Below are 25,671 nucleotides of genomic sequence, written 5' to 3' on the forward strand. Positions count from 1 at the left end.
CATGGCGAGTGGCCATCATGCCGTGACATGATGAAATGCCTTTATTTCCCGCTCAGCTCATTCATCGCGCGTATGGATCACATCACAAACGAAAAGTTTTGTTATGTCTTCCACCAGCCTATACTGCATTGCAACAACGTTAATTCAGGAGACAACCGCGACAATCCGCGGCCAACTGTCATTAACTTCAAGGGAAAAAAAAATGATCACGAAACTGTCCGCCAAACACTGCCTTACCCTGGTCGCCACGGTCCTTGTCTCCACCAGCGCCTGTGCCATCGAAGTGCCCGCCACGCCGGACACACGCAATTGCAAGGCCGAATATCCGCGCTCTTCGATCGCGAATGAAGAACAAGGCACCGTATCGATGTCGCTGCTCGTTTCGGCCAATGGCGAAGTGAAGGATTCGCGCCTGAACAAATCCAGCGGCTACAGGACGCTCGATTCCGCGGCAATGCGCAAGATGGCTGCCTGCAGATTCGCGCCGGGCACGAAGGATGGCGCGCCGGCCGATACCTGGACGCGCGTCGATTACGCCTGGAAGATCGACTGATTCACGAATTTCTGCTTTCCTCGTTGAAGCCGGCGATTGCCGGCTTTTTTTATGGCGTTATTGCCCGATCCGCACGCCGAAACCTTTTGTTTCCACGACAACCGAAGGCTTGCCATATACCGGCAGCGCATTGCCAGTTATTCGCCGGCGTTATGATTGATTGCAATGAGGAAACAACAACCATACGTTTTACGTATGGCTCACATCACAAACGAAAAGTTTTTTTATTTCTGCGCGCGCCCTATACTGCACTGCATCAACGAACAAATTTCAGGAGCTAATCATGTCGACCGCCACCATCACCACCACCGCAGGTTCCCTGGACAGCACCGGCCGTTCCGTGATGAATTGGCTGCGCTCCCTGCTGCGCACCACGCCGGCCGCACTGGCCGAAGTCCACGGCAGCAAGTCGAAGCAGGAAGAGGAACTGCCGTCGTACTACAAGGTCGGTGTGCGCATGGCCCTGCTGCGCCAGGCTGACGCGCTGGAAGCGGAAGCCCCGCACGAAGCGGCCAAGCTGCGTGCCCGCGCCGCCGCGATCTGAATTTCGACGCTCGTTGCAAAGAAAAGCCGGCATTGCCGGCTTTTTGTTTTGGCGCTGTTCGCGGACGCCAGGCTTTCCCCTAATCACGGAACTTCTGGATCCTGTCGCTGTCGGTAGCGGTCTGAGCCTTGCTTGCCCGGCGCCGCCCTGACACGCAGCCAGTGCGACGGCGTGGTGAGCTCACAGGTACTTGTCGAACCACGCGACGATGCGCTTCCTCAGGTCCTGCTGGTGCTCCGGCTTGCGGATCGCGTGCCCTTCATCCTGGTAGACCACGAACGTGGTCGGCACATCCAGCGCCTTGAGCGCGTGCCAGAATTCCATCGACTGGGCCGCGGGCGTTTCCACGTCGCGCTCGCCCACGTAGACGAGGGTCGGCGTCTTCGCATTCTTCACGTACTCGATCGGCGACAGCTTGCGGTAGATGGCCGGGTCGTCGTACATGGTGGCGCCGAAGAACGGCAGCATCCACTGGTCGATGCCGTTCTGGCCGTAGTAGCTGATCCAGTTCGCCACCCCGGCGCCGGCCACGGCGGCCTTGAAGCGGTCGCTGTGCGTCACGCCCCACATCGTCATGAACCCGCCGTAGGAATGGCCCATCAGGCCGAGGCGCCGCACGTCGACGGGCACCGCCTTGGCCAGCGCATCCACGCCGGCCAGGATGTCGCGCAGGTCGCCGCCGCCGAAATCGCGGCGGTTGGCGCCGGCGAACGCCTGGCCCTGGCCGAAACTGCCGCGCGGATTCGGCATGAACACGAAGTAGCCCGCGTCGACCAGCGCGCGCACGGTCGGATTGCCCGCCGCGCCGGCCGAGATGTAGCGCGGCGTCGCGGCCGACGCGGGACCGCCGTGCACCTGCACGATCAGCGGATATTTCTTTCCGGGCTCCGGCCGCAACGGCCCGACCACCCAGCCCTGGTTGCTGAAACCCTCGTTCCCCCAGCCCACGCTGGCGACCGAGACGTGGGCGGCAAGGTTGTCGTTGTCGTGCGTGAGCTGCGCGGGCTGCTCCAGCGGCCCGGCAAGGAGGCGCGGCGCACTGGTGAAGTCTTCGACGGCACCGGCCACCCGCGTGCCGTCGGCGCTGAACGAGAAGCGGCCATCGGTGCCGCCGGCGGCCGTCACCGCGGCCGACCACTGCTTTTTCGTCGCGCCGGTGCCCGCATCGATGGCCAGCACGGCCAGCTGGTCGCCCATCAACGCCGAGCCGACCAGGCCGGCGCCGCTGCTTGCCCACTTCAAGCCGTTGAACGTGCCCTTGAAACCGGGCGTGAGGTTCTTCGGCTCGCCGCCGGCGAGCGGCACCGTCCAGATATCGCCGCCGATCGAGCCGAAGTCGCTCATCAGGCCGCCCACATAGGCGACGGTGGTGCCGTCCGGCGACACGCGCGGCAGGTTCAATTGCGTGCCGGGCGATGCGATCACGCGCAGCGCGCCGCTGGCCGCATCCACGTAGGCCAGCCTGGCCACCCACCAGTTGTTGTCGCCATTGCCCTTGGCGCCGGTGGCAACGAAGCCCTTGCCGTTTGGTGCCCAGTCGTATTCGTAGATGAAGGTGTCGGCGGGCGACAGCAGCGCGAGCGTGCCGCCGCTTGCCGGCACGGTGGCGATGCGCTGCGCGTCTTCGCTGCTGCCGATCTCGCCCACCAGCCGGGCGCCGGCCGCGGTGGCGCCGGTTTCCTTGCGCGCGCCCACGGTGGCCAGCAGCGCCAGCGTGCGGCCGTCCGGCGACCAGCGCGCCGTGTTGGCATTGCCTTCGACGGTGGCAAGTGCCCTGGTGTCGACGTACAGCATGGCCTTGCCGCCCGCGCTGCCGATGAAGGCAACGCGCTTGCCGTCCGGCGACCAGCTGGGGCGATCGTAGGTGCATGCCTGGCATGGATCGAATTCGTGCACGATCTTGCCGGTGGCCGCGTCGCGCACCACCACGACGGCGTGCGGCCGCTTGCCAGGCACGCCCGCGTCCACCGCCTCGATCGCCGCGATACGCTCGCCCGCCGGCGACATGGCAACGGCCTTGTAGTCGCGCATGGCCATGTCAGCCGCCGGGGCAACCGCCCCTGCCGAGGTGGCCGCGGCCACGAAACTTGTGAGGGCGATTGCTTTCAACTGCATGTCAGGCCTTGACGTTAGGTCTATTGAGACGGGAGTGGCGGATGCCGTAGGCGAAATACGTGAGGATCGCCGCGGCCATCCAGATCGAGAAAATCACGCGGGTGGTGTGCGACAGGCCGACCATCAGGTACAGGCAGGCCGCCACCGACAGGCCCGGAACGAGCCAGGGACCGAGCGGCACGCGGAAACCGCCCTTTTTATACGTGCCGGCCCGGCGTTCCTTGACGCGCATGACCGGCACCGCGATCGAGACCACGATGAAGGCCGTCAGGGTGCCCATGCTCACCATGTCCCACAGGAACGTGGCGTCGACGAAGCCGGCTACCAGGCCGACCACGATACTGACGATGATCGTGTTCAGCACCGGCGCGGCCGTGCGCTGGCTCACCTTGGCGAAACCTTTCGAGATCAGGCCGTCGCGGGAGATCGCATAGAGGATGCGGGTCTGGCCGTAGATCGTTACCAGGGTCACGGAAAACACGGAGATCACGGCGCCGGCCGAGAGCACCAGCGCCGGCCAGGCATGGCCGGTGACGTTCTGCAGGATCACGGCCAGGCCGGCTTCCTGCCCTTCGAACATGTGCGCCGGCTGGGCGCCCATCGCGGCCACGGCGACGAGCAGGTAGAACACGGTGACGATGCCCAGCGCGGCGAGGATCCCGAGGGGCACGTTGCGCTTCGGGTTGTGCACTTCCTCGCCGGCGGTGGCCACGGTGTCCAGGCCGATGAAGGAGAAGAACACGGTGCCGGCGGCAGCCGTCACGCCCGCCATGCCCAGCAGGCCCTTCTCGCCCTCGCCCTTGAAGAACGGCGTGAAGTTGTTCGCGTCGAAGCCCGTGAAGGCGATGGCGACGAAGAACAGCAGGATGACGAGCTTGATGATCACCATGATCGCGTTGGTACGCGCCGATTCCTTCGCGCCGCGCGCCAGCAGGAGGCAGCACAGCGCCACCAGGATGATCGGCGGCAGGTTGACGTGGCCCCAGTTGAACACCACGCCCTCCGGCGTGGAGACGATCATGGGCGTGCGCAGCAGCGTGGGGATTTGCCAGCCGAACGCGTTGCCCAGGAAGTTGTTCAGGTAATCGGACCAGCCGATCGCCGTGGCGCTGGCAGCGAGCCCGTATTCGAGCAGCAGGCAGGCGGCCATGATGAAGGCCAGGAATTCGCCGACCGTCGCATAGGCGAAGGAATACGACGAGCCCGAGGCGGGAATGCGGAAAGCCAGCTCGGCGTAGCACAGCGCCGTCAGGCCCGCCGTCAGCGCGGCCAGCAGGAAGGACAGGACCACGGCCGGTCCCGCCTTGGGCACCGCTTCCACCATCGTGAAGAAGATGCCGGTGCCGATGGTGGCGCCGACGCCGATCATCGTCAGCGAGAACAGGCCCATCGAGCGGGCCAGGCCGCCTGCGACGTGCCCCGTATCGTGATCATGGCCAGTTTCGGGGTGGGTTCCGGCAGTCGCGTCGATCGCCTTGGTACGGGTCAGTTTCTGGACGAGCGTCTGGCTCACAGGGTTTCCTTGTCAGGGTGTTCAAGGCCGTGGCGCTCGTGACGCCGGGCAAAGTCGCGATTATAGGGCCAAGTTTCGCGACTCCCCTACAGGAATTTTGTGTGCAAATAACAAGTGGTAATAATGTTACGTCATCACCAATACGTCGGCGCCGACACGTCAATGTTCGACGGGCATGGCGAGGTGCGCCGCCATCTCGGCCACGCTGCCGAACATCAGCTTGGGCGCGCGGGCGTGCAGCGCTTCCGGCCTTGCGTAGCCCCAGCCCACGGCGCCGAAGTCCAGGCCCTCGGCATGGGCCGCGTCGATGTCGCGCACTTCATCGCCCACGCACAGCACGCGCTCGCCCGGCACGCCGCTGCCCCGCACCACGCGGCGCAGGCGGCGGCGCTTGCCGAACAGCGAAGCGCCGCATTCGAAGTGCGAGAACAGACGCGCATTGTCTCCCAGCACGGCGCGCACGTTGTGCTCCGAGTTGGAGCTCACGATCGCCAGCAGCACGCCGTCGGCCGCCGCTGCGCGCAGCACGTCGGGCACGCCGTCGAACAGCCGGATGCGGCCGATGCTCTGCGCCATCAGGGTGCGGAAGTGCATGGCCACCGGCACGAGCTTCCAGCGCGGCATGCCGAGGTGGCGCATGATCTGCGGCAGGTCGCAGCCGCGCAATTCGTCGAGGCGCGCACGGTCCAGGCGATTGAAACGGTGGGCGTCGGCCAGCGTGTCGAACACTTCGAGGAAGAAGGGGAAGCTGTCGGCCAGTGTGCCATCGAAATCGAAGATCAGCAGGTCGTAGCGGCGCATCGTTCCCCTTTTGTCATTGTCAGCGCTGCCCGAGGCGCGTTTCGCCGAACAGCTGTTTCTGCTCATGCGGCTGGCAGCGCCAGTATTGCGGCGGCGCGTCCACCTGCGCGCCCAGCTGCGCGGCCGCGTGCCAGGGCCAGCGCGGATCGTACAGGATGCCCCGTGCCAGCGCCACCATGTCGGCCTGCCCTTGCGCCACGATGGCCTCGGCCTGCTCCGCCTCGGTAATCAGGCCCACGCCGATCGTCGGCAAGCCGGTCTCGCGGCGAATGCGCTCGGCGAAGCCGATCTGGTAGTTCGGCCCGACCGGGATCTTCTGCCGCGGCGAGACGCCACCGCTCGAAACGTGCATGAAGTCCGTGCCCAGCTTTTTCAGCTCGTTGGCCAGCACCACGCTCTGCTCGACATCCCAGCCGCCCTCGACCCAGTCGGAAGCGGAAATCCGCATGCCGACCGCCACCTCGCGCGGCACCGCAGCGCGCACTGCCTCGAATACTTCGAGCGGGAAGCGCATGCGGTTTTCCAGCGAGCCGCCATAGCGGTCTTCACGCTGGTTGGACAACGGCGAGAGGAATTGGTGCAGCAGGTAGCCGTGCGCACCGTGCAGTTCGATCGCTTCAATGCCCAGTTCGTGCACGCGGCGTGCCGCCATCACGAAATCCTGCTTCACTTTCGCCAGGCCGGCCTCGTCGAGGGCGATGGGCACGGTTTCGCCTTCCGCGTGGGGCACGGCCGATGGCGCGACGGTCTGCCAGCCGCCGGCGTCAAGCTTGATGTTGGCGCCACCTTCCCATGGCACCGCCGACGACGCCTTGCGCCCCGCGTGCGCGATCTGCACGGCCAGCTTGATGGGCGAATACTTGCGCACCGCGGCCACGATCGGCTGCAAGGCCTGCCGGTGCTCGTCCGACCACAGGCCCAGGTCCTGCGGCGAAATGCGGCCTTCCGGCGACACGGCCGTCGCTTCCAGGATCAGCAGCGCGGCGCCCGACAGTGCGAGGTTGCCGAGGTGGATCATGTGCCAGTCGGTCGGCAAGCCCGCAGTGGCGGAATACTGGCACATCGGCGCGATGGCGATGCGGTTCTTCAGTTGCAACGGGCCGAGCGTTGTCGGCGTGAAAAGCTGGCTCATGGAATCCCTTTCTCGAAAAAGCGGCGAGTGTAGCCACATTCGCTCGGACGCGTCGTTACATGTGCTTACCTTTGATACAGGGAAACGGTAGATCGCTTATTGGTACAAGGTTAATCTTGTCACACGCCAATAGACGACGAGAACAGGAGGAAGAGATGACGCTGTACCAGAAGATCCCGACCACTTCTTCGCGCATCGACCCGATGATGCTGTTGGCTGCCGCCGGCATCGTCCTGCTTTCCGTCGTTGCCACCGCGGTGATCGTCCAGTGGCTGCCGGACGGCGACCGCGCCGGCGAACCCTCAGTTTCGTCGCCTGTCCCGGCCACGGCCGCGCGGGCGTCGTCTGCTTCCACGGACGCCGACCTGCCGGCGGCACCGGTCACGCGCAAGGTGCGCGAGCAGAATTCCCAGGCGCGGGCAACGCAGTTTGCCTCGGCCTGAATCGCATCACACCGGTTTCACACGCCCTCTTGAGCCACCCTTGCGGTGGCTCTTTTTTATGCCTGGCCCACGCGCACGACCATCATGCCGGCACGCAGCCCGACCCGCACATCGGGATTGGGAAACACCACGAACTCCTCGTCGTGCCGCACCCGATAGACGGTATCGCCGTCGCGGGCGATCTCTTCGCCCCGCTTCAGCGGCGTGAAGTTCTGCGTCTCCTTGCCGAAGGCCATCGAAAAGGCGTCGGACAGCTTGAGGATGTTCTGCGCCACGCGGAACAGGTGGGGCGTCCGCGCCGCCGGTTGCGGCGCCTGCCCGCGCAGCAGCCGGTCCAGCGCGGCGGAGGCGGCGGCGAATTGCGTCAGGTCGTTGCGGCCCAGCGTGCCGATGCGGCCCAGTTCCACGGTGGTGCCGGCGGCACCGTGATGTTCGGCGGTGTGATAGCTGTAGGTACCCGCCGATTCGCGGTTCAGGATCACCGCGCCGATGCCCGCCTCGCCCAGCCAGTCGACGAGCCGTTCACGCGCCGGCGGCTCGATCAGTTCCGGCACGATCGCGAACGTCGGGTAGACCGAGGCGCGGATGGCCGTGTGCAGGTCGAGGTGCCAGCGCTCCGGTCCCGCCTCGGCGAAGAAGGCCGCCGTGGCGGCGATCATCTCGTCGGCCCGGCTCGACTCGGCGGTGCCGGCCAGGCTGCCCCGCTCCGCGCGGAACATGCGGTTCAGGTCCGCGTCGATGAAGCGCTTGCCGGCGCGGATCGCGCCGATATTGCCGACACAGAGCATCAGGTCTACCGCCAGCGCGGCCGGTTCCTTCACCAGGGCGTCGAGCAGCCAGGCCGTCAGTTCGATCGGCCCGGTCTCGTCGCCATGCACACCGACCGACAGCAGCACGGCCGGCCGCCGTTCGCCGGGCCGGCGGATGGTCACGATGCCATCGGCCGGTTCGGCAACCGCGAAGCCGGCAGCGCCGAACGCGTGCGCGACGGCCGTGAAATCCGCCTCGGCCAGCGCCCGCACCGCGGGCGGCAGGCCCTCCTGCAAGACTTCCACCATCTCAGGCCGCCTTCCGCACGCCGTAGCCGCCGCTCGCACCACTGCCACCATTAGCGGCCTCGGACAAGGTCCACACATCCAGCATCGCCTGTTCCAGGTCCGCCGGCGCGGCGAACACGGGCAGGTTCAGCGACGCGATCACGGCATCGACCGCGCCCTCGCCATGATCGGCCGCGCGCGCCAGTACTTGCGCTAGCAAGCGCTGCTGCGTGCGCCGCAGGGCTTGCTGCGCATAGCTGCGCAACTGTTCCTGCGAACGGCTGGTGGCGGGCAGGTTGAGACCCCGCTCCAGCGTACCGATGCCGGCCTGCGCGCGCAGCCTGGTGCCCAGCGCCAGGAACGCGGGCAGGTCCATGCCATCCGGCCGCTGCACGGACAGCGCCGCGAACAGGAAGGCGGACACGCCCTCGATGCCTTCCAGCGCCTTCCACGCTTGCGCGAATTCCGGCTTCAGGTCGGGCACCGCATCGGCTTCCGACGCGGTGCCGGCCGGAGCGAGGCGGCCCGCCATGCCCGGCTCCGCGAACAGGCGGGAAAGCTCGGCGACGCCGCCGCTGCCGCTCAGTTGCTCCTTCGGCACGGCCAGCACGCCTTCCATCACGGCGCGCAGCGCGGAACGGCTGCGCGCATCGGCGGCCATCGCCACTTCGCGCGGCACGTTCAATGCATCCGCGTCGAGCGTGTCGAACACCGGATTCAGGTTCAGCGCCGACCAGGCCTGGCCCCAGGCCAGGATCACGTCCGTCTCGGCCACGCCATGTTCCGTTGCCAGGTTGCGGATCATCAGCGGGCCGCAGCGGTTCACCACTTCGTTGGCCAGTACGGTGGCCAGGATCGCATTGGCCAGCGGATGTGCCAGCGGCGAGCGCGTAGCCACCAGCAGCTCCGGGAAGTACGGCCGCAGCACGGATTCGGCCCAGCTTTCGTCGGTCAGCGGCAACGCGCCCAGCAGGCGCTTGTAGCGGTTCTTCACGTTGGCGATCACGACCGCCAGCTCCGGCGTCGTCAGGCCTCGGTTGTCGCCCTTCCGGCGTGCGAGCTCGGCCACCGACGGCAACATTTCCAGTTCACGCGACAGCGCGCCCTCTTCTTCCAGGCTGGCGATCAGCGCGGCGTACCCCTTCTGCACCGCCACGTCGGACTGCGCTTGCAACTCGCGCACCAGGAGCCGCGTCTGCTGGGTATTGTCGCGCAGGACGAGGCGCACGATATCGTCCGTCATCTCGTTCAACGTGCGGTTGCGCTGCTCTTCGGTGATCAGGCCGGCGTTCACTTCCACGTCCAGCCAGATCTTCGCGTTCACCTCGTGGTCCGAGCAATCCACGCCGGCCGAGTTGTCGATCGCATCGGTGAAGATGTGTCCGCCCGCCAGCGCGAACTCGATGCGGCCAGCCTGCGTGGCGCCCAGGTTGCCGCCCTCGCCCACGACCTTGCAGCGCAATGCGTTGCCGTTGACGCGGATATGGTCGTTGGCGCGGTCCTTCACCTGGGCATTCGTTTCGGTGGATGCCTTGATGTAGGTGCCGATGCCGCCGTTATAGAACAGGTCCACGGGCGCCAGCAGGATACGGTGCATCAGCTCTTCGGGGCTGAGGGATGTCTCCTGGATGTCGAGCCCGGCGCGCACCTGCGGCGACAGCTCGATCGTCCGCAGCGAGCGCGGATACACGCCGCCGCCTTCGGAAATCAGGCTCTTGTCGTAGTCGTCCCACGACGAGCGGGGCAGCGCGAACAGGCGCTGGCGCTCGGCGAACGATTTTTCCGTGTCCGGATTCGGGTCGAGGAAGATGTGCCGATGGTCGAACGCGGCCAGCAGCCGGATCTTGTCGGACAGGAGCATGCCGTTGCCGAACACGTCACCCGACATGTCGCCCACACCGACCACGGTGAACGGCGTGGTCGCCATGTCATGGCCCATCTCGTAGAAGTGGCGCTTGACGGCTTCGAACGCGCCCTTGGCCGTGATGCCCAGCTTCTTGTGGTCGTAGCCGTTCGAGCCGCCGGAAGCGAACGCGTCACCCAGCCAGAAGCCGCGCTGCACGGCGATGCTGTTGGCGATGTCGGAGAACGTGGCCGTCCCCTTGTCGGCCGCCACCACCAGGTAGGGGTCGTCGCCGTCGTAGCGCACCGTGCACTCGGGCGGCACGATCTTGCCCAGCACGCGGTTGTCCGTCACCTCCAGCAGGCTGGCGATGAACATGCGGTACACGGCTTCGCCTTCGGCCGCGATCACTTCGCGGGTGGCGCCGGCCGGCATTTGCTTGCACACGAAACCGCCTTTCGCGCCTGCGGGCACGATCACGGCATTCTTCACCATCTGCGCCTTCACCAGGCCCAGCACCTCGGTGCGGTAATCCTCCATGCGGTCCGACCAGCGCAGGCCGCCGCGGGCAACCGGGCCGCCGCGCAGGTGCACGCCCTCGAAGCGGCGCGAGAACACGTAGATCTCGCGGTACGGCTTCGGTTCCGGCAGCAGCGCGAGGTTGCTGGTGTCGAACTTGAAGATGATCTTGTCGCGCGGGTCCAGCACGCCCTGGTTGTGCACGTCCGGGCTCGGGTGGAAGTAATTCGTGCGCACGGTGGCCAGGATCAGGTCCAGCAGCGCCGCGAGGATCACTTCCAGGTCGGCATGATTAACCTGCGGCAGGCGTGCCTTCAGCGCCACCAGCTGTTCGCGGGCGGCGGCGTGCTCTTCCTCGCTGCGCCCCGGATTGAAGCGCTGTTCGAAGGCGTCGACGATTTCCTTCACCAGCGCCGGCTGGCGGCGCAGGCTTTCGGCGATGTAGCGCACCGAGAATTGCGTGCCGGTCTGGCGCCAGTAGCTCATGTAGGCGCGCACCAGCTGCACCTGCCGGGGATTCAGGCCGCCTTCGACGACGAGGCCGTTCAGGCGGCCATCCTCGATATCATCGTTGAACAGGGCGGCGAACAGGTCTTCGGCCACCTGGGCCACGCCGGGGCGCGCCAGCTTTTCGGCCGACGTGGCGTCCACGGCCAGGCTGGTCACGTAATGGCGCTGGCCGTCGCTGGTCCTGATCGTGTGCGCCCGTTCGCGGTCGATCAGCACGCCGGCATTGTGCAGCGCGGGCATGATCGAAGACAGCGTGGGCGTGCGGTCCAGCGTGTAGATGCGGATCGTGGTGACCGGGTTCTGCGCCGAGCCAAGTTCGATGCGCACCGCGGCGCGGTTCGACGTGCCGTTGCGCAGGATCTTTTCCAGGTCGTGGAAGGCCACCGCGGGCGACGTGGCGGCCACGTAGTCGACCGGCAGCGTGGAGCACAGCCGGCGCAGGTTGTTGCGCAGGTGTTCGTCCGGCACCGCGTCGGCCAGTTCCGAGAAGCCCTCATGCCAGCCGTCGAGGATGGCCAGCAGCGGGCGCTGCACGTCGGTTTCCAGGTCGAGCGGGTAGCGGGCCGCGTGAGCGATCAGGTACAGGCGGGCCAGCGGGCCGTCCGCCACCAGCGTGTGTGAGCTGACGTGCGTGGCGCCCGAGCTGTCCTGCAGGGCACGCGACAGCGCGGATGCCACGCTGGCGCTGTAGCGCTCGCGCGGCAGGTAGACCAGCACGTTCAGGTGGCGCGCATACACGTCGCGCCGCGCGAACACCTTGGTACGCGGCTGCTTGTACAGCGACACGACGGCGCTGCACACTTCGGCCAGCCATTCGGGGTCCGCTTCCAGCGCCTCGGTGCGCGGCAGCGATTCCAGGATCTCGATGAATTTCTCGGCGCGGAAGCCTTCCTGGCGCAGGTTGGCGATCTTCAGCACCTGGGCGATGCGGCCGCGCGCGAACGGCAGCCGGGCCAGCGGGGTGAGCATGGCCGCGCGGGTGAACAGGCCGATGAAGCAGTGTTCGCCCATCACGTTACCGCCGGCATCCGCGGCGCGCACGCCGATGAAGTCCAGCTGCTGGTCTCGGTGCAGCGTGCCGCCCACGTCGGCCTTCACGATCGAGAGGATGTGGCCGCGGCGGTTCAAGGTATCGAGGTCGCCCGGGATATTCGCCAGGCAGGTGCCGTACACGGGGTGCGCGGTATCCTGCAGCACGCCGATGCGGCTGGGCAGGTCGCGTTCCAGCTCGCGCGTGCCGGGCTTCACGTGGTAATAGGCGTAGCCGTGCACCTCGAAGCCTTCGTCGCGCGCCCATTGCAGGAAGGCGGCCGCCTCGGCCCCCTCCTCGCCCTGGCCCTGCACGGAAGTGGCGACAGTGGTGAAGCGGTCCTTCATCGTCTGCAGGTCGCGCTTCACGACGGCCGCGTCGCGTGCCACCATCTCGATGCCGCCGGTGAGCTGGCGCAGCGCCGCCTCGTCCGGTTCCTCGGCCAGCAGGCAAAGCACATAGGATTCGAGCCGCGCGCCCGCTTCGCCCACGGCGATGACGTTGCCGCCAGCGTCGCGCGTGACCGGCAGCACGGCATTCAGAACGCCGTTCACCTGCACCTTCTGGCGCCGCAGCACCATCACGATCGAGTCGACGAGATACGGCATGTCGTCGTTCACGATCAGGAGCGCGGTGGCATGGCCGCCGCGGCCGTCGGCGTAGCGCAGCGTGGCGATCTGCGCACCCGGCGTCGAGCGGTGCGCCGCCTGCGTAAACCCTTCCACCAGCACCGGCGCCAGGCTTTCCGGCAGCGTGTCGGCGAGGTCTTCGTCATCGAGCGATTTCAGCCAGGCGGCGATCAGCGCCTGCACGGGCGTACCCTCGGTGGTCTTGCCTGCGTTGACGAGTTCAAGGGTCTCTTTACGCAGTTGCTGCGGCATCTTTGTCATCTGCTTCTCCAGTTTTCCAGTATCCGTGATGTGTGCTGCGCACCGGCTCGTGGCCGGCGCATGTGCAATGGGGCCGAGGATCGCCCAGCCCCATCGGTTCTTCAATCTGCCAAATTGGTCAAGACTTTCGCTGCCAGCGAGCCGAAACGCATGCACTCACCCCAAAAGCGGAAGGCAGGGGCAAGAGCATGCAGTACCGGCTCGCACGCAATATCAATTCAGATCATACAACCCCGGCAACCCCAGCAGGCGCTCCAGTTCCTCCAGTGCGGCGGCAATCTCGATCGCCAGCGCGGGATCGGCCAGGTCCTGTGGCGCCAGCTGGTCCCGATAGTGTTTTTCCACCCAGGCCACAAGTCGGTGATACAGGTCTTCCGTCATGATCACGCCCTGGCGCATGGCGGCCGCTTCCTCGTCGGTCAGTGCCACGCGCAGGCGCAGGCACGCCGGGCCGCCGCCGTTGCGCATGCTCTGGCGCAGGTCGAAGTGCACCAGCTCATCCACGGGGCCGCCGCCGGTCACCAGGCCTTGCAGGTACCTGGCCACCGCGGCGTTTTCCTCGCATTCGCGCGGGATCACCAGCGCCATCTTGCCATCCGGCTTGGACAGCAGCTGGCTGTTGAACAGGTAGCTCTGCACCGCATCCGCCACCGACACCATGCCGGTGTCGACACGGATCGGGCGCAGTTCGGCATCGACGCCGTCGAGCGCCTGGCGCAGCTTCAGCAGCGCACCCTGCTCGTCCGCGAACGCCTGTTCGTGGTAGAACAGCACGTCGGCATTGCCGACGGCGATCACGTCGTTGTGGAACACGCCCTGGTCGATCACTTCCGGATTCTGCTGCACGAACACGGTGCGCGCTTCCGGCAAGCCGTGCAGGCGGGCGATGGCTTCCGACGCTTCCAGCGTCTGGCGCGCCGGGTAGCGCTTCGGCGCCGGCGCATTCGGGTCGAATTCGACGCGGCCGTAGACGAACAGCTCGACGGCATCGGCGCCGTGCTCGCGGCACAGGCGCGTGTGATTGGCGGCGCCTTCGTCGCCGAACGCCGGGGTGGGCGGCAGCGCGTCGTGCACGGCGAAGCGGACTTCGTCATGGAAGATCGCGCGCAGCGCGCGGCCCGACTGAACGTGCTCGTGCGAGCGATGCAGCTTGTTGTTCAGGTTTGCCGGCGTGAAGTGCACGCGGCCATCCTGCGTATCGCGCGACGGACTGACCGTGGCCGCGTTCGCCGTCCACATCGGCGATGCCGAATAGGCGCTGGCCAGGATCACCGGCGATTCCTTGTACGCGCGCGCCAGCACGTCGGCATCGCTGCCCGTGAAGCCCAGGCTGCGCAGCAGCCGGAAGTTCGGGCGCGCTTGCGGCGGCAGCACACCCTGCGCGAAACCGCGCGCGGCCAGGGCGCGCATCTTGGCCAGGCCCTGCAAGGCGGCCTGCCGCGGATTCGACGCGCTTTTCACGTTGTTGAACGAGGCCACGTTGCCGAAGGACAGGCCGGCATAGTTGTGCGACGGGCCCACCAGGCCGTCGAAATTGAATTCACGCGTGCTCATGGAACTCCTTAAAACGTCAGGCCCGGGGAGAGCTTCTCGGGCATGGCCAGCGTGCCGTTCTCGATCGAGGCGACCGGGTAGGCGCAGTAATCGGCCGCGTAATACGCGCTGGGCCGGTGGTTGCCGGATTTGCCGACGCCGCCGAACGGCGCCGTGCTGGCCGCGCCCGTGGTGGGGCGGTTCCAGTTGACGATGCCGGCGCGGGCGCGCAGCTGGAATTTCTTCCACAGGCTTTCCTCGTTCGACAGCAGGCCGGCGGCCAGGCCGAATTCGGTATTGTTGGCAATGCGCAGCGCGGTGTCGAAATCGTCGGTGCGATACACCTGCAACAAGGGGCCGAACCATTCCTCGTCGGGAATGCCCTGGGCATCGGTCACGTCGACGATGCCGGCCGAGACGAAGCCCGTCTCCGGTTTCAATTGCTTCATTTCCAGCAGCAGCTTGCCGCCCTTGGCCACCATGTCGTGCTGCGCCTGCACCAGTTTTCCGGCCACGGCGGCGGATACCACGGGGCCCATGAACGGCTGCGGTTCGGCGTGCGATTCACCCACCTGGATTTTCGCGGCCACCTCGACCAGGCGCTCGATGAAGGCGTCGCCCTTCTCGCCTTTCTGCACAACGAGCCGGCGCGCGCACGTGCAGCGCTGGCCGGCCGAGATGAACGCCGACTGGATCGCCATGAACACGGCGGCGTCGATATCCTGCACGTCCCATACGACGAGCGGGTTGTTGCCGCCCATTTCCAGCGCCAGCAACTTGCCCGGCTGCCCGCCGAACTGGCGGTGCAGCGCGGCGCCCGTCTGGCTGCTGCCGGTGAACAGCACGCCGTCGATGTCGGCGTTCTGGCCGAGCGCCACGCCGGTATCGCGGCCGCCGTTGACGAGGTTGATCACGCCCGCGGGCAGGCCCGCCTGCTCCCACAGCTGCACGGTCTTGATCGCCGTGCGCGGCGCGTATTCGCTGGGCTTGAACACCACGGTGTTCCCGGCGATCAGTGCCGGCACGATGTGGCCGTTCGGCAGGTGGCCGGGGAAGTTGTACGGGCCAAACACGGCGAATACGCCGTGCGGGCGGTGGCGCAGCACCGCTTCGCCGTCGGCCACCTTGTTGTGCACTTCGCCGGTGCGCGCGTTGTACGACTGGATCGAGATGTCGACCTTGTTCGCCATCGTCGTCACCTCGGTGCGCGCTTCCCACATCGGCTTGCCCACCTCCTGGGCGATCAGCTCGGCCAGGGCCTCGTTGTTTTCCTTGAGCAGGTCGCGGAAACGCGTAGCGATGGCGATGCGCTCTTCCAGCGCCCGTTCGGCCCAGGGTTCGAAGGCCGCGCGGGCGGCGCTGCATGCCGCGGCCACGTCGTCGGGCGAAGCGGCCTTGCCGCGCCACGTTTCCCTGCCGGTGGCCGGGTCGATGGTGATCAGCTCGGCACCTTGGCCCGCTTGCCAGCGGCCGGCGATGTAGTTGGACAGGACTTGTTCGGTCATGGGCATCTCACTGGTTTTTCTTGACGTTCAGCGGCAGCGTGCGCACGGTGGCGCCGGTACCGCAATGCAGCAGCTGTTGTTCGGCGGTGGACAGGTCGATGCTGCCGTTCACGTTGACCGCCTCGCTGACGATCATGCGGAAGTCGCGCAGCGTGGTGTTCGACACCAGCGTGGGTTCCACGTTGGCCGGCGCGCAGGCGTGCACCATGTCGTCGTCCGGCGCCACGATTGCCAGCTCGCTGTCGCGCAGCGCGCGCAGTTCGGACACGCGGGCCTGCAAGACGGGGCCGGCATCGAAGATGTCGACGTAGCCCTCGTAGTGCATGCCTTCCTGCTCCAGCAGGCGGCGCGCCGGCGCGGTGGACTTGTGCACGGCGCCGACGACGTCCTGCGCATCCTGCGGCAGGTAGGCGATGTACAGCGGCTGGCGCGGCATCAGCTCGGCGATGAAGGATTTCTTGCCCAGCGCCGTCAGGTCGTCCACGTGGTGGAAATCCATCTTGAAGAAGTGCCGGCCCAGGCCTTCGTAGAACGGCGAGCTGCCATCCTCGGCCTGGTAGCCGCGCATCTCGGCGATGATCTTTTCCGTGAACAGGTGCGGGAACTGGGCGATGAACAGGAAGCGGCTTTTCGACAGCAGCTTGCCGTTGTGGCCGACGCGGTAGTCCGGGTGCAGGAACAGCGAACACAGTTCCGACGAGCCGGTGAGGTCGTTGGACAGGTACAGCGTTTCCATCCTGGTAAACACGTTCAGCTCGCGGCTCGAATGCACGAGCGTGCCGATGCGGTAGTTGTAGAACGGTTCCGTCAGGCCCACGGCGCCCTTGATGGCGCACACGCCGGCCAGGCGCTTGTTCACCGTGTCTTCCATCACGAACACATAGTCGCGCTCTTCCGGCGGAATGGTTTCGGCGAATGAGGCGCACGCGGTGGCCAGGCGGTCGCCCAGCATTTTCATGTCCGGCTTCAGCGTGGTCATGCCGGTGCCGACCTGGCTCGCCAGGTCGTACAGGCCTTGCAGGTCGTTCCCGTTGATGGCGCGTACAACAAGCATGAATGTCTCCTCAGATGCGTACGCAGGTCACGCTGTCGCCCTCGGCGACGCGCAGGATGTCCTGGACTTCGGGCGGCAGCGCCACGGCGTCGCAGCCCTCCAGGTCGGGGCAGGGAAGCGTCACGGCGCGGAAGGCCGCGCTGTCGGCGTTCGACACCGCATAGTTGAACAGCGGGCCTTCCCTGGTGCGGGCCGCGCCGGTGCGCACGCGCAGCTTTTGCGAGCTGGTGAAGGTGCGCAGCGAATGCTTGTGGGCCTGCAGGATCGGGCCGCCGTCGAAGATGTCGATGTATTCGTCGGCCTCGAAGCCTTCGGCCGTGAGCAGGTTGAACGCCAGCTCGCCGGACGGGTGGATCTGGCCCATCACCGCCTGGGCATCGCCCGGCAGCAACGGCACGTACACCGGGTAGTGCGGCATCAGCTCGACGATCAGCGTGCGGTTGCGCGCTCCGCCGATCGTGCGTTCGGCATCGAGGAAATCCATCTTGAAGAACTTGCGGCCGACAGCGTTCCAGAACGGCGACTGGCCGTCTTCGTCGGTCACCCCGGCCAGCGGCACGAAGAAGCGGTCGCCGAAACGCTGCGGGTGCTGCGCCGCATACAGGAGACGGGAACGCGACAGCAGCGCCGCTTCCGGCCCGCCCTGCACTTCCGGCGCCACGTAGAACGACGACAGTTGCGAATACGCCGTGAGTTCCGAGCACAGGGTGAGCGCGTGCACGCTGTGGCAGATGTTCAGGTCACGGGAGACCTGCTGGATCACATCGTTGCGGAAGGCGAAATAGGTGCCGTTGGAGCCGGCGGAGGCGAAGATGGCGGCCGTGCCGCGGATCTGGCGTTCCTTCACCGATTCGAGCACGAACAGGTAGGACTCTTCGCTGGGAATGTCGACCTGGGCGGCCATCGATGCCAGCGAACGCTCGACGGCCATCACGATCTTGTCGCGGCTGCGGGGCAGCGTGTGCACCCCCGGGATGTTCACCGCGGCCAGCGATTCGAGCGCGGGAATATCCGTGGTTTCCACCGGACGGACGACGTACATAGGCACTCCTGGTTTGAATGAAACCGCCGGCGCAACGGGTGGCCGCGCCGGCGGCATGAACGACGTCGGTAAGGCGCGATTACTTGGCGGCCAGCAGCTTGTCGAGGCCCTTGCGCATCAGCGCCACGGCTTCGTCGATCTGCGCGTCGGTGACGATCAGCGCGGGCGCCAGGCGCACCACGTCCGGGCCGGCGATCAGCACCATCAGGCCTTCGGCTTCCACGGCGCGCTGGATGTCCTTCGAACGGCCCTTGAATTCCTCGGTCACGACGAGGCCCAGCAGCAGGCCGGCGCCGCGCACGGTGGTGAACACCTGCGGGTAATCGCGGATCAGTTCTTCCAGCTTGTCGATCAGGTACAGGCTTGCTTCCTTCACGCGCGCCAGGAAGGCCGGCTGGTTGATCGTTTCCAGCACCGTCAGCGCCACCGTGGCGGCCAGCGGATTACCGCCATACGTGGTGCCGTGCGTGCCGACGGACAGGTTCTTCGCCAGCTCTTCGGTGGTCAGCATGGCGGCGACCGGGAAGCCGTTGCCCAGCGCTTTCGCGGAGGTCAGCACGTCCGGCGTCACGCCATAGCCCATGTAGGCGAACAGCGAGCCGGTACGGCCCATGCCGCACTGCACTTCGTCGAAGATCAGCAGGGCGCCGGTCTTGTCGCACAGTGCGCGCAGCTCCTGCAGGTATTCCGGGCTGCCAGGCATCACGCCGCCCTCGCCCTGCACCGGTTCGACGATCACGGCGCATACGTCGTCGCCGATGGCGGCGCGTGCCGCCTCGATGTCGTTGTATGGGATGTGGTCGATCGATGGCGGCAGCGGCTCGAAGCCTTCCGTGTATTTCGGCTGGCCGCCGACGGAAACCGTGAATAGCGTGCGGCCGTGGAAGGAATTCAGGCAAGACACGATGCGCGACTTGTGCGCGCCGAACTTGGCGTGCGCGTGCTTGCGGGCCAGCTTCAGCGCGGCCTCGTTGGCTTCAGCACCGGAGTTGCAGAAGAAGGCGCGGTCGGCGAAGGTGGCTTCCGTGATCGCCAGGCCCAGGCGCAGCACGGGCTCGTTCGTGTAGCCGTTGCCCAGGTGCCAGACGGTATTGGCCTGGCGAGTCAGCGCCTCGACGACGACCGGGTTGCAGTGGCCCAGGGCGGCGACGGCGATGCCCGAGGTGAAGTCCAGGTAACGCTTGCCTTCCTGGTCCCACAGGTCCAGGCCCGCGGCTCGCACCGGTACCATCTGCGCCGGCGCGTAAGTGGGCACCAGTACTTCGTCATAAGTCTGCCTGGTGACAGGGCGAGTGGTAACAGTCGAATCCAGCTTGGCGTTCATTGGCAATCCCCAGAAATAGAAGAGGTACGGCCGCGGCAAGTCCACGGTGAGTACAAATTGTAAAAGCGGGGATGCTAAAACTCTTTTGAAGATGCGACAAGAAATTTCAAATTTCCATAGTTGCCATAAAAATGGGGACGTACCCCATTTTTCGGGAAACATTTCCTGGAAAATGGGGTACGTCCCCATTTTCGAAGCAACTTTTTACGCGGCGGCGAGTTTGCGCTGCCGCTCTTCGCGCGGCGTGTTGCCGAACAGGGTGCCGAAGGCGGTGGAGAAGTGCGAGCCGGAGGAGAAGCCGCACATCAGGCCCACCTGCACGATCGAGTGGTTGGTTTCCAGCAGCAGTTGCCGGGCGCGCTGCAGGCGCAGTTCCAGGTAGTAGCGCGATGGCAGGCTGCCCAGGTATTGCTTGAACAGGCGTTCGAGCTGCCGGCGCGACAGGCCGACCAGTTGCGCGATGTCGTCGGTGGACAGCGGTTCCTCGATATTGGCCTCCATCAGCGTGACGGCCTCGGAGAGCTTCGGCTGCAGCGCGCCGAAGCGGGCTTGCAGGGCCACGCGCTGCCTTTCTTCGGCGCCGCGCACGCGGTCGATGCACAACGCTTCCTTGACGGCCGCGCAGGTGCCGCCGCCGAACAGCTGGTCGAGCAGCGTGATGGCGAAGTCGATGCTGGCGGCGCCGCCGCAGCAAGTCAGGTGCCGGCCGTCGAATTCGAACAGGTGCTGGGTGAGGATCGCCCGCTCGGTGACCTCGTCGGCATCGCCGTACAGTGCCCACGGCAGCGCGATGCGCACGCCGGCGGCGTACCCCGCCTTCGCCAGCCACAGCACGGCCGCGCCGACGCCGCCCCAGCACGCGGCGCCGCGGCAGCGCTCGAGCGCCGCGTGCAGCAGGGCGGGCGGTGGCGGGGCTTGCTGCTCGTCCGCGACCAGCAGCGCCACATGGCATTCGGCGCCCGGATCGGCGGCGATCGCATCGAGGGTGCGGATGTCGAGCACGAACGCGTCGCCGAGCATGCGCTGCGCCAGCCGCAGCGGCTGGGCCAGGCCGGACCATGTCAGGCTCTCGGCATCGCCGGCATTCACGAGCAGCATGCGCAGCGGCTGTTCGCGGCAGGGGCGGACGAGGTTAGCGAGCGACATCGGACATGGCGTATCGGGGGCCGGGCGGACTGGGGACCGCTATGGTAACAGTTCGAAGCGCCGCCGCGCCGGGCAGCCGCCCCGCTATAATCCGCCCATGGGTGAACGTTATCTGAAAAGTATCCGGTTGCTGGCGGAATGCATGCAAGCCTTCGAGCGCCTGTCCGGCCGCCACGTGCGCGAGAATGGCCTGACGCACGCCCAGTTCGACATCATCGCGACGCTGGGCAATACGCCGGGCATGTCCTACAAGGAGCTCGGCGAGCGCACGCTGATCACGAAAGGCACGCTGACGGGCGTGATCGAACGCCTGGAACAAAAGGGCCTCGTGACGCGCGAGCGCAGCACGCTCGACGCGCGCAGCTGGTTCATCCGGCTCACCCCGCAGGGCGGAGACGTATTCCGTGACGTGTTCCCACGCGTAATCGCGCGTGGCAGCGCCGTCTTCTCCCATTACACCGAGGCCGATTACGTGGAGCTGGAACGGGCGCTGGCGCGCCTGAAAAGCGTGATCGATGCCTCGCCCGAACCCACCTCTTCCTGACTAGACGATGCTGAAAACTACCCTGATCGCCGGCGTGAAGCCCGCCAAGTACGACAAAGACATCTCCGGCAACCTGCTGCTGGAAACCACCACCGAGGACGAAGTGCGCGCCCAGAAATTCCTGATCGGCGTGCGCAACGAGGATGGCGACATCTACCGCCTGATCGGCGCCACCAAGCACAACAGCTTCACCAATGCCGTCGAGGAGCTGGAAGACCTGGAGCTCACCGACGAGCTGGCCGACATGGACGGCACCACGCACGAGGGTTGCGACGCCATCTTCCGGCAGGAGTGAGCCGCAGCGCGGCGAACGGCGCGCGCCCGCAGCGGCATCCGCGCAACATCACACCCCGGCCATCGATAAATTGTTTCCACGCGGCAATATTGTGGGTATAATTTTTCGATGGACAAATTTGAAGCCTTCAATACGATCGCGGCCCAGGCCGGCCGCGGCGAGCTCGCTTTTCCCGCCAGCGTGGAGGCTTCCATCAAGCTCCAGCAGGCCCTCGTCGATCCCGATTGCCACGTGGACCTCGCGGCGCGCCTGATCGGCGCCGACCCGCTGCTGGCCGCGCGCACCGTGGCCATCGCCAATTCCGTTGCCTTCAACCGGTCCGGCACGCCGATCTCCAGCGTGCGTGCCGCCGTGCAGCGCCTGGGCGTGCGCACGCTGCAATCACTGGTGGCCGCGCTGATCGTGCGCCAGCTCGGCGGCACCCTGCCGCCCGGCGCGCGCGCCATGGCGGACCGGTTGTGGGCGCACACGGCCCACGTGGCCGCGCTGGCCCAGGTGATCGCGCGCCGCGTGACGCACGTGGACCCGGATACGGCGCTGTTCGCGGGCATCGTGCACGAGGTGGGCGCGTTCTACGCCCTGTCGCGCGCGGAAGAATTCCCCGGCCTGTTCGATGGCGAGCCGGACACCTGGATCGCGCATGGCGAGGCGGCGATCGGCCGCGGCGTGCTGGCCGCGCTGATGGTGCCCGAACCGGTGGTGCGCGCCGTCGAAGCGATGTGGACCGGCCTGCGCGCACTGCCGCCGGAAACGCTGGGCGACACGCTGCTGCTGGCGGACGACCTGGCTCCCGAACCTTCGCCCATGCACGTGCCGCCCGGCGCCACCACGGTGCTGGCGGCCCGCACGCTCGATTTCGCCGTGGGCGACGGCACGCTGCAGGCGATTCTCGACGAATCGCGCGACGAAGTGCGCTCGCTGCGCATCGCGCTGATGATGTCCTGATGCCCTGACCCGCTGCCCGGCATTTCGGCGATAATCGGCTTTTTTGCCTCGCCGACAACATGAAGAACCTTCTCCGCGCCTGCGCCGTGGCGTGCTGCTTCGTGGCCGGCGGCGCGCAGGCCCAGGGCGCATCGATCGCGCTCGAGGGTGCGCCGTATGTGCTGGAAGGCACGGAGGTGCGCACCGTGCGTGCCCGCGAGCTGCAGCGCGATTACCAGATCTACGTGAGCCTGCCCGCCTCCTACGCCCGCTCCGGGCGCAGCTATCCGGTGGTGTTCGTCACCGATGCGCCGTATGCATTCCCGCTCGCGCGCGCGATCGCCAGCCGCGTGGGCCGCAAGGGCCGCACGATCGATGAATTCGTGCTCGTGGGCCTGGCGTATGCGAACGGCGACTCGCCCGAATACAGCCGCCGCCGCGACTACACGCCGGGGCAGCCCGGCGAGGGCGAGATCAAGTCCGACATGCCGGGCCGCGAACCGAAGTTCGGCGAGGCCGCCGATTTTGCCCGCTTCATCGCCAACGACGTGTTCCCGTTCGTGGCCAGGCACTACCGCGTGGACATGCACCGCAAGACCTATATCGGCCATGCGTATGGCTCGCTGCTCGGGCTGGAAATGCTGCTGGGCGACCGGCCCATGTTCGAGAACTACGTGCTGGGCAGCCCCTCGCTGTGGTTCGGCCGGCGCATGATGTTCGAGCGCGAGAAAGCCGCGGCGGCGGTGCGCAAGGATATCCGCGCCAATGTGCTGCTGGCGGTGGGAGAGTTCGAGACGATCAGGCCAGGCCCGCGCTACAACCGGCGCGAAGACCTGGTGCGCGACGTGCGCGCCTTCAAGGCGGCACTGAAGTCGCGCAACTACCCGAGCCTCAAAGTGATGGCGGACGTGATCCCCGAGGAAGACCACTTCACCGTGGGCCCCGCCGTCATCACGCGCGGGCTGCGCTGGGCGCTGCCGGGCAGCGAGGAGCCGCCAGGCCGCGCGCATCCAGGCGCAGGCGGCGGTAGCGATTGAACAGCCGGTCGGGGCCGGCGCCATCGGCGTCGTCCCACGCAAACGGCACTCTCGGGCCGGGCTCGGCCTCTTTCGTGGACGGCGGCCGCCCCAGCAATATCTCGTACAGGTTCTCCATCAACGCTCCATCGAGGCGCCGATCGTACGGACAAAAAAATGCCCGCTCGAAAGCGGGCCAAGTCCAAAACTAGGGATGTCCTGAAAGAGACGGTTCCATAGTACTAGTCGGACATGCCGCACTCTGTGCGCCAGTTCACATAAGATGCATATTCGTCAGTCTTGCCTTGACGCCATGATCGTAAGGGGCGGGCCTGACAGTTTCTGTCAGGAGTCGTCGCGAATGCCGTGCTCGGCGCGCCAGGCCCGGATCAGCACGTGCCGGGGTGTGGGATAGCGTTCCCCGATCGACTCGGCGGCGCGGATCCGGTCGATGCGGAAATGGCGCTGCGCCGCGCGCAGCTCGCACCACGCGGCCAGCAAGCGCTTGCCATCCAGGTAGGCCAGCGCGAACGGCCAGACGACGCGTTCCGACGCGCGCCCCTGCTCGTCGCTGTAGCAGATGCGCAGCTTGTGCTGGTGGCGGATCGCCTCGCGCGCCGGGCGCACGAACACCTCCTGTTCGGGATGCGGCGGCGCGATCGGCACCCACAGGCTGGTTTCGGCCATCTCGTCGCGCAAGTCCTTCGGCGTGGCGGTGGCGATCTTGGCCAGCGCGCTGGCGGCAGCGGCCGATAGCGCCTCGTCCCCCTGGCGGCGCACCCAGCGCGCGCCCAGCACGAGGGCTTCCAGCTCGTCGGCGGAGAACATCAGCGGCGGCAGGAAGAAGCCGCTTTTCAGCATGTAGCCAACGCCCGCGGAGCCTTGCACCGGCGCGCCCAGTTCGGCCAGCGCGGCGATGTCGCGGTAGATCGTGCGCTCGGAAACGCCCAGCCGGTCCGCCAGCGCGGCGGCCGTGACGGGATGACGGTTGCCGCGCAACGCGTCCATCAGCTGGAACAGGCGGCCGGTACGGCTCATGGGGCCTCCGATGGTAAAACGGCAAGCTTAGCACGAGGCTGCGGGCCTGTACCACCGGCCCCTTCGGTCATGCCGGCCAGGTATCGACAGCGCAGCTTTGATTGACACGCTCTCCCATTTGATGGATAAATCCAGCCCAACAACACATAAACAAAGTACGATTCCAGGGGTTCCCCCAGCCCCGTCCAGATATGAGCAAATCCCCTTCTACCAAGAGCCGCGCCAGCGGAAGAGTCACGCTGAGCGACGTGGCGGCCCGCGCCGGCGTGGCGCCGATGACGGCATCGCGCGCGATCAACCAGCCCGACCTCGTGTCGTCGCTGCTGCGCCAGCGCGTGGAGCAGGCGGTGCAGGAACTCGGCTACGTGCCGAACCGCGCCGCCCGCGCCCTCGCCTCCGCCCAATCGAATGTCATCGTGGTGCTCGTGCCCTCGCTGTCGAACACCGTGTTCACCGCAGTCCTTCAGGGGATCCAGGATGCGCTGGACGACGACAATTACCAGCTCCTGATCGGCAACACCCGCTATTCCGATGCCGAGGAAGAAAAGCTGCTGAACGTGTACATGCAGTCGAATCCGGACGGCATCCTGCTCTCCGGCCTCACCCACAGCACCCGCGTGCAGCAGATGCTGGAAACGTCGCGCGTGCCGGTGGTGTCGATGATGGACCTGTCGGCCGACCCGGAGACGCTGTGCGTCGGCTTCTCGCAAGTGGAAGCAGGTCAGGCGATGACGCGCTACCTGATCGGCAAGGGCAAGAAGCGCATCGGCTTCATCGGCGCCCAGCTCGACGAGCGCACGCTGCGCCGCGCCGAGGGCTACCGCAAGGCGATGGCGGACGCCGGCCTGGCCGACCCGCGCCTGGAACTGATGGTGCCCGATCCTTCCACCATCGCGCTGGGCGCCGAACTGCTGGGCCGCATGCTGGCCCAGGTGCCCGATTGCGACGCGATCTTCTGCTGCAACGACGACCTGGCGCATGGCGCCATCTACCAGTGCCAGCGCCGCGGCATTTCGGTACCGGAGCAGCTGGCCATCTGCGGCTTCAACGACCTGCCGGCCTCGGCGTGGATGAAGCCCGCGCTGACGACGGTCGGCACGCCGCGCTACAAGATCGGCTACGAGGCCGCCACGATGCTGCGCGCCGCCATCCGGGGCGAGCGGCCCGCGCAGCCGCACCTGGATCTCGGGTTCACGCTGATGGCGCGCGAAAGCGCTTGAGTGTGAAATCGTTGCCTAAAAAAGTTGCTCCAAAAATGGGGACGTACCCCATTTTCCCGGAAAGGTTGCCCTGAAAATGGGGTACGTCCCCATTTTTCGG

General features: G+C 66.6%; 21 protein-coding genes. 8 read left to right on the top strand and 13 right to left on the bottom strand.

Going from position 1 to position 25,671, the window contains the following annotated elements:
• Window positions 1-202 precede the first annotated feature (202 nt).
• Window positions 203-553 (top strand): energy transducer TonB, encoded by a 351-nt coding sequence (locus V6Z91_RS05980; protein WP_338767924.1) that lies wholly within the window; start codon window positions 203-205, stop codon window positions 551-553.
• A gap of 283 nt (window positions 554-836) precedes the next feature.
• Entirely contained in the window at window positions 837-1,097 is a 261-nt protein-coding gene (locus V6Z91_RS05985; RefSeq protein ID WP_338767926.1) for a hypothetical protein, read from the top strand.
• A 180-nt stretch (window positions 1,098-1,277) separates the two neighbouring features.
• Here V6Z91_RS05985 and V6Z91_RS05990 read toward each other — a convergent pair whose 3' ends face one another.
• The 4 genes from V6Z91_RS05990 to V6Z91_RS06005 form a co-directional block, all read right to left on the bottom strand.
• Entirely contained in the window at window positions 1,278-3,212 is a 1,935-nt protein-coding gene (locus V6Z91_RS05990) for a S9 family peptidase (protein WP_338767929.1), read from the bottom strand.
• A 1-nt stretch (window position 3,213) separates the two neighbouring features.
• Entirely contained in the window at window positions 3,214-4,725 is a 1,512-nt protein-coding gene (locus V6Z91_RS05995) for an amino acid permease (protein ID WP_338767932.1), read from the bottom strand.
• A 159-nt stretch (window positions 4,726-4,884) separates the two neighbouring features.
• A complete protein-coding gene (locus V6Z91_RS06000; RefSeq protein ID WP_338767934.1) occupies window positions 4,885-5,526 on the bottom strand; it encodes an HAD hydrolase-like protein in 642 nt (213 codons plus the stop codon).
• Window positions 5,527-5,545: 19 nt separating this feature from the next.
• Complete coding sequence (locus tag V6Z91_RS06005; protein WP_338767937.1) at window positions 5,546-6,658, bottom strand: NADH:flavin oxidoreductase/NADH oxidase; 1,113 nt, start codon at window positions 6,656-6,658, stop codon at window positions 5,546-5,548.
• A 155-nt stretch (window positions 6,659-6,813) separates the two neighbouring features.
• Here V6Z91_RS06005 and V6Z91_RS06010 point away from each other — a divergent pair, with 155 nt between their 5' ends.
• On the top strand, window positions 6,814-7,101 hold the full coding sequence (locus V6Z91_RS06010; protein ID WP_338767940.1) for a hypothetical protein: 288 nt from the start codon (window positions 6,814-6,816) through the stop codon (window positions 7,099-7,101).
• Window positions 7,102-7,157: 56 nt separating this feature from the next.
• Here V6Z91_RS06010 and V6Z91_RS06015 read toward each other — a convergent pair whose 3' ends face one another.
• From V6Z91_RS06015 to V6Z91_RS06050, 8 genes are all read right to left on the bottom strand, one after another.
• A complete protein-coding gene (locus tag V6Z91_RS06015; RefSeq protein ID WP_338767943.1) occupies window positions 7,158-8,159 on the bottom strand; it encodes a succinylglutamate desuccinylase in 1,002 nt (333 codons plus the stop codon).
• Between the two features lies 1 nt (window position 8,160).
• Window positions 8,161-12,930: an NAD-glutamate dehydrogenase domain-containing protein gene (locus V6Z91_RS06020; protein ID WP_338767945.1), complete on the bottom strand. Its 4,770-nt coding sequence runs from the start codon at window positions 12,928-12,930 to the stop codon at window positions 8,161-8,163.
• 213 nt (window positions 12,931-13,143) lie between these two features.
• Window positions 13,144-14,484 carry an N-succinylarginine dihydrolase gene (gene astB / locus V6Z91_RS06025; RefSeq protein WP_338767947.1) on the bottom strand — a complete coding sequence of 447 codons (1,341 nt, stop codon included), beginning with the start codon at window positions 14,482-14,484 and terminating at the stop codon, window positions 13,144-13,146.
• A gap of 8 nt (window positions 14,485-14,492) precedes the next feature.
• The gene (gene astD, locus V6Z91_RS06030; RefSeq protein WP_338767949.1) at window positions 14,493-15,968 is read right to left on the bottom strand and encodes a succinylglutamate-semialdehyde dehydrogenase; all 1,476 of its coding nucleotides are present in this window, start codon (window positions 15,966-15,968) and stop codon (window positions 14,493-14,495) included.
• Between the two features lie 7 nt (window positions 15,969-15,975).
• Window positions 15,976-17,022 (bottom strand): arginine N-succinyltransferase, encoded by a 1,047-nt coding sequence (gene astA / locus V6Z91_RS06035; protein WP_338767952.1) that lies wholly within the window; start codon window positions 17,020-17,022, stop codon window positions 15,976-15,978.
• 10 nt (window positions 17,023-17,032) lie between these two features.
• Window positions 17,033-18,064, bottom strand: a complete 1,032-nt coding sequence (locus V6Z91_RS06040; protein ID WP_338767954.1) for an arginine N-succinyltransferase — start codon at window positions 18,062-18,064, stop codon at window positions 17,033-17,035.
• A 79-nt stretch (window positions 18,065-18,143) separates the two neighbouring features.
• Window positions 18,144-19,388 (bottom strand): acetylornithine/succinylornithine family transaminase, encoded by a 1,245-nt coding sequence (gene astC / locus V6Z91_RS06045; RefSeq protein WP_338767956.1) that lies wholly within the window; start codon window positions 19,386-19,388, stop codon window positions 18,144-18,146.
• A 204-nt stretch (window positions 19,389-19,592) separates the two neighbouring features.
• A complete protein-coding gene (locus tag V6Z91_RS06050; protein ID WP_338767957.1) occupies window positions 19,593-20,534 on the bottom strand; it encodes a helix-turn-helix domain-containing protein in 942 nt (313 codons plus the stop codon).
• 142 nt (window positions 20,535-20,676) lie between these two features.
• Between V6Z91_RS06050 and V6Z91_RS06055 the strand changes: the two genes are divergently transcribed.
• The 4 genes from V6Z91_RS06055 to V6Z91_RS06070 all read left to right on the top strand — a co-directional run bounded on the left by V6Z91_RS06055 (window position 20,677) and on the right by V6Z91_RS06070 (window position 23,334).
• Window positions 20,677-21,078, top strand: a complete 402-nt coding sequence (locus tag V6Z91_RS06055) for a MarR family transcriptional regulator (protein ID WP_338767960.1) — start codon at window positions 20,677-20,679, stop codon at window positions 21,076-21,078.
• A 7-nt stretch (window positions 21,079-21,085) separates the two neighbouring features.
• Window positions 21,086-21,373: a hypothetical protein gene (locus tag V6Z91_RS06060; RefSeq protein WP_338767962.1), complete on the top strand. Its 288-nt coding sequence runs from the start codon at window positions 21,086-21,088 to the stop codon at window positions 21,371-21,373.
• Between the two features lie 108 nt (window positions 21,374-21,481).
• A complete protein-coding gene (locus V6Z91_RS06065) occupies window positions 21,482-22,318 on the top strand; it encodes an HDOD domain-containing protein (RefSeq protein WP_338767964.1) in 837 nt (278 codons plus the stop codon).
• Window positions 22,319-22,377: 59 nt separating this feature from the next.
• On the top strand, window positions 22,378-23,334 hold the full coding sequence (locus V6Z91_RS06070) for an alpha/beta hydrolase-fold protein (RefSeq protein ID WP_338767967.1): 957 nt from the start codon (window positions 22,378-22,380) through the stop codon (window positions 23,332-23,334).
• A gap of 324 nt (window positions 23,335-23,658) precedes the next feature.
• Here the strand turns inward: V6Z91_RS06070 and V6Z91_RS06075 are convergent, their stop codons facing one another.
• Complete coding sequence (locus V6Z91_RS06075) at window positions 23,659-24,351, bottom strand: YafY family protein (RefSeq protein ID WP_338767970.1); 693 nt, start codon at window positions 24,349-24,351, stop codon at window positions 23,659-23,661.
• A gap of 191 nt (window positions 24,352-24,542) precedes the next feature.
• On the opposite strand from V6Z91_RS06075, the gene V6Z91_RS06080 reads away from it, so the two are divergent.
• The gene (locus V6Z91_RS06080; protein ID WP_338767972.1) at window positions 24,543-25,571 is read left to right on the top strand and encodes a LacI family DNA-binding transcriptional regulator; all 1,029 of its coding nucleotides are present in this window, start codon (window positions 24,543-24,545) and stop codon (window positions 25,569-25,571) included.
• Window positions 25,572-25,671 lie beyond the last annotated feature (100 nt).

The sequence above is a fragment of the Massilia sp. METH4 genome (assembly GCF_037094685.1).
Classification (GTDB): Bacteria; Pseudomonadota; Gammaproteobacteria; order Burkholderiales; family Burkholderiaceae_D; genus Rugamonas.

Bases quoted from the DNA above. Each gene is read 5' to 3' on its own strand.
- V6Z91_RS06060 (WP_338767962.1), top strand. From the start codon at position 21,086: ATGCTGAAAACTACCCTGATCGCCGGCGTGAAGCCCGCCAAGTACGAC.
- V6Z91_RS05990 (WP_338767929.1), bottom strand. From the start codon at position 3,212: ATGCAGTTGAAAGCAATCGCCCTCACAAGTTTCGTGGCCGCGGCCACC.
- V6Z91_RS06065 (WP_338767964.1), top strand. From the start codon at position 21,482: ATGGACAAATTTGAAGCCTTCAATACGATCGCGGCCCAGGCCGGCCGC.
- V6Z91_RS06075 (WP_338767970.1), bottom strand. From the start codon at position 24,351: ATGAGCCGTACCGGCCGCCTGTTCCAGCTGATGGACGCGTTGCGCGGC.
- astA (WP_338767952.1), bottom strand. From the start codon at position 17,022: ATGCTTGTTGTACGCGCCATCAACGGGAACGACCTGCAAGGCCTGTAC.
- V6Z91_RS06070 (WP_338767967.1), top strand. From the start codon at position 22,378: ATGAAGAACCTTCTCCGCGCCTGCGCCGTGGCGTGCTGCTTCGTGGCC.
- V6Z91_RS06020 (WP_338767945.1), bottom strand. From the start codon at position 12,930: ATGACAAAGATGCCGCAGCAACTGCGTAAAGAGACCCTTGAACTCGTC.
- V6Z91_RS05985 (WP_338767926.1), top strand. From the start codon at position 837: ATGTCGACCGCCACCATCACCACCACCGCAGGTTCCCTGGACAGCACC.
- V6Z91_RS06080 (WP_338767972.1), top strand. From the start codon at position 24,543: ATGAGCAAATCCCCTTCTACCAAGAGCCGCGCCAGCGGAAGAGTCACG.
- astC (WP_338767956.1), bottom strand. From the start codon at position 19,388: ATGAACGCCAAGCTGGATTCGACTGTTACCACTCGCCCTGTCACCAGG.
- V6Z91_RS06055 (WP_338767960.1), top strand. From the start codon at position 20,677: ATGCAAGCCTTCGAGCGCCTGTCCGGCCGCCACGTGCGCGAGAATGGC.
- V6Z91_RS05980 (WP_338767924.1), top strand. From the start codon at position 203: ATGATCACGAAACTGTCCGCCAAACACTGCCTTACCCTGGTCGCCACG.
- V6Z91_RS06040 (WP_338767954.1), bottom strand. From the start codon at position 18,064: ATGTACGTCGTCCGTCCGGTGGAAACCACGGATATTCCCGCGCTCGAA.
- V6Z91_RS06015 (WP_338767943.1), bottom strand. From the start codon at position 8,159: ATGGTGGAAGTCTTGCAGGAGGGCCTGCCGCCCGCGGTGCGGGCGCTG.
- astB (WP_338767947.1), bottom strand. From the start codon at position 14,484: ATGAGCACGCGTGAATTCAATTTCGACGGCCTGGTGGGCCCGTCGCAC.
- V6Z91_RS06000 (WP_338767934.1), bottom strand. From the start codon at position 5,526: ATGCGCCGCTACGACCTGCTGATCTTCGATTTCGATGGCACACTGGCC.
- V6Z91_RS06010 (WP_338767940.1), top strand. From the start codon at position 6,814: ATGACGCTGTACCAGAAGATCCCGACCACTTCTTCGCGCATCGACCCG.
- V6Z91_RS06005 (WP_338767937.1), bottom strand. From the start codon at position 6,658: ATGAGCCAGCTTTTCACGCCGACAACGCTCGGCCCGTTGCAACTGAAG.
- astD (WP_338767949.1), bottom strand. From the start codon at position 15,968: ATGACCGAACAAGTCCTGTCCAACTACATCGCCGGCCGCTGGCAAGCG.
- V6Z91_RS06050 (WP_338767957.1), bottom strand. From the start codon at position 20,534: ATGTCGCTCGCTAACCTCGTCCGCCCCTGCCGCGAACAGCCGCTGCGC.